Source organism: Paracoccus sp. (in: a-proteobacteria) (genome assembly GCF_030536915.1).
Classification (GTDB): domain Bacteria; phylum Pseudomonadota; class Alphaproteobacteria; order Rhodobacterales; family Rhodobacteraceae; genus Paracoccus.
The window spans coordinates 1-3,223 of record NZ_JAUNPC010000039.1; the positions used below are offsets into that span (position 1 = coordinate 1).

The window sequence follows — 3,223 nt, forward strand, 5'->3', positions numbered from 1 at the left end:
GGTGAAGTGTCGTTTGCCCGAGGCCATATGAACAGCCCGCTTCTTCCCGACCGTCATCCGCAACGTGATTTCTTCGTCTGCGACATTTTCAACGCCGCCCCCAAGGCCGATGTCGGGCCGATGGAGCACCCGATCTTCTCGCTCTCGACCAAGCCCGACCTGAGGCCCCGCCATTACGAGCACAACGGCCTCTCGGTCGACATCAAGCCCTCCTCCGACGGTATGGCCACGGTCCACGACCGCGACATCCTGATCTTCTGCATCAGCCAGCTGATCCGGGCGCTGAACGACGGGCGCGAGGTCAGCCAGATCGTCCGCTTCCAGGCCGCCGACCTTCTGCGGGCGACCAACCGGATGACCACGGGACGCGGCTACGACCTGCTCAAGGCGGCGATGGAGCGGCTGGCCGGCACCCGCATCTCGACCAACATCACCACCGGCGGCGAGGAGATCTTCGAAACCTTCGGCCTGATCGAAAGCGCCCGCATCGTGCGCCAGACCCGCGAGGGCCGGATGCAGGAGATCGAGATCAAGCTCTCGGACTGGGTCTTCAACGCGATCCGCGCCCAGGAGGTGCTGACCATCAGCCGCGACTATTTCCGGCTGCGCCGGCCGCTGGAACGGCGGCTCTACGAACTCGCGCGCAAGCATTGCGGCAACCAGAAGGAATGGACGGTCGGGCTGGACCTGCTGCAGAAGAAATGCGGCTCGTCCTCGTCCAGCTTCGAGTTCCGGCGGCTGGTGGCCAACGTGATCCGCGAGGACATCGCCCATTCCCACATGCCGGACTATTCGGTCCGCTTCTCGGATGACGGCGACAGGGTGGTCTTCCGCAACCGCGGCACCGCGCCCCCGGCCGAGGCCGAGATCTTCGAGGGCTTCCTGAACCCCGAGGCCTACGAGGAGGCCCGCGCCGCCGCCCCCGGCTGGGACGTGCGCCACCTGGAAGGGGAATGGCGCCGCTGGTGCGCGGCCGAGGAGATCGAGCCCAAGCACCCCGCCCGCCATTTCGTCCGCTTCTGCCAGTCCTGGCACGAGAAGCGCGGAAACCCCTGAAGGCGCCCCCCGACCGGACGTTCCCCCGCCCCGCTTGCCCCGGCCGGGGCCTTGGGGTGAAATGCCGCGCGGGCGGGGCAGGGGTCGTGGGGCGGGGGCCTTGCGGTGCCGCATCGGACGGGCATTCGGACGGGCATCAGGCAGGCGGAAGGCGCGGATGGCATTCACCGAACAGTTGATCGCATCGGTCCGGGGCGACTCGGGTCCCGAGATCGCCGTGCTGATCGCAGCGGCGCGCCCGCCCGGCCAGCAGGCCGCAACCCCCGGGCCGGGGGCAGAGCGCCCGGCAGATCCCGACCGGCTGTTCGACATCGCCCGGCTGAACAAGATGCTGGGCCAGCTGCCGGTCAGTCCCGCAGCATTGCCCCCCGGCTGCGCCGCGCTGGCGCCCCGGCTGCTGCAGGCGCGGCTGCGGATCGCCGCCATGAACCGCGCGGCCATGGCGGTCACGGCCGAGGTTTCCCGGGCCTTCGCGGGCGCGGGGCTGCGCCATGCCGTGCTGAAGGGGCCGTTCCAGCAGGTCGCCGTCCATGGCGACCCCTTCCGCCGCCCCTCGGGCGACATCGACCTGTTCGTGACCCCGCGCGACCGCAGGCGGGCGGGCGGGCTTCTGCAGGAACTGGGCTTCGCCCCCATGGAGCAGGAGCAGGCGCTGTGGTGGGTCCCCTTCCTGGGCGAGCAGCATTTCCGCCGCGCGGCCGACGGCGCGGTGGTCGACCTGCATCACCGGCTGCAGCAGGCGGGCCTGCCGGACTGGCGCGGCGCGGCGGGCGTCCTCGACCGCGCCGCGGCGCAGGACCATGGCGGGGAGGCCATCCCGGTCCTGTCGCCCGCCGACGGCTGCCTGCTGATGGCGGTGACGCTGGCCAAGGCGCTGCTGGCGCGCGAGCCCTGCGGCTGGGCCGCGGCCGAGCTGGCGCACTGGCTGGCCCGGCTGGACCCGGCCAGCCGGCGGATGCTGGAGGGGATCGCCGCCGCAAGCGGGCAGGAGCGGACGCTGGCCCTGGGGATCACGCTGGCCCGCGCCTGCCACGACCATCCGGCGCTGGCAGCCGCGGCTGCGGCCCCGCTGCGCGGGCTGCCCGCCGACCCCGCCCTGCTGCGCGACCTGGTGTTCCAGCCCTGGCAGCGCCGGGACGAGGCGCCGCGCCGGCGGCAGATGCTGCGGATGCTGACCGAGGGCCGCCCCCATGTGCTGGCGGCCGAGGCGGCCCGCGCCGCCCTGTCGCTGCGCGTGCAGGCGGCGCTGGCGCGGCGGGGCGCGGGGGCCTCAGCCCGCTGACCCCCCGGCCGTCGCCTCCGCCAGCCAGAGCGCCCAGCCGGGCGCGCCGGGCGGGGGCCTGCCGCCCGCCGCGATCCGGGCCGCGGCCGGGGCAGGGGGGCTGTCCCAGGGCTGTCCGGGCGGCGGCAGGCCGGGGATGGGGGGAAGGGCGGGCCCGGGGCGGTCCTGCGCCTGCAGGGCGGCCTGGCGGCGGCGGCGGTCGCGCAGGCTTGCGGCCAGCCGGGCGACCATGGCCGGATCGGCCAGCCGGGGCAGGGCGCGGGTCCAGCGCCGGGCCTTGATCTCCGCCACCAGCCGTTCATAGCGCAGCGACCGGCGAAGCTGGCGGTCCACCGCCGCCGCGGCCGCCCGCGCCTCGGGATCGGACAGCGGCGGCAGGGCGCGGTGGGCCTCCAGCATCGCCGCGACCGTCCCGACCGACAGCCGGTGCGAGATGGAACCGGGATGCCGGCGATAGGCGTAAAGCGGGTCGGGCAGCAGCAGGAAGCGGGCGCCGTCGATCAGCAGCCGCAGCACCAGGTCGTAATCCTCGCCGATCCTGAGCCGCGGGTCGTAGCGGCGGCCCGCCAGGACCTCGCGCCGGATCACCGGCTTGAGATAGCCGAAGGAGGGCAGGGCCGGATCGCCCCCATTGGCCCGCAGGTAAGCCGGCGCCGCAAGCCACATCGGCGCGGCCAGCGCAAGCGGCTGCAGCAGGGTGCGGCCCTGCTCGGCCGGGGCGCCGAAATGCACGAGGTCGTCGGCCACCAGGTCCGCCCCCGCGGCTTCCGCCGCCGCGATCAGGCGCGACAGCCGTTCCGGGTGGATCAGGTCGTCGCTGTCCACCACGGCGATCCAGTCGCCCCGCGCCGCGTCCAGCGCCCCGTTGCGGGTGGCGGCGGGGCC

General features: G+C 74.0%; 3 protein-coding genes. 2 read left to right on the forward strand and 1 reads right to left on the reverse strand.

Annotated features, from left to right (window positions below; translation table 11 throughout):
* The first annotated feature begins 27 nt into the window (after positions 1–27).
* On the forward strand, positions 28–1,056 hold the full coding sequence (locus tag Q4F04_RS08500; protein WP_303369405.1) for a replication initiator protein A: 1,029 nt from the start codon (positions 28–30) through the stop codon (positions 1,054–1,056).
* Between the two features lie 157 nt (positions 1,057–1,213).
* Complete coding sequence (locus Q4F04_RS08505; RefSeq protein WP_303369406.1) at positions 1,214–2,338, forward strand: nucleotidyltransferase family protein; 1,125 nt, start codon at positions 1,214–1,216, stop codon at positions 2,336–2,338.
* Here Q4F04_RS08505 and Q4F04_RS08510 read toward each other — a convergent pair.
* The coding region (locus Q4F04_RS08510) for a glycosyltransferase (RefSeq protein ID WP_303369407.1) at positions 2,327–3,223 on the reverse strand (897 nt) is incomplete at its 5' end. The genes Q4F04_RS08505 and Q4F04_RS08510 overlap by 12 nt on opposite strands.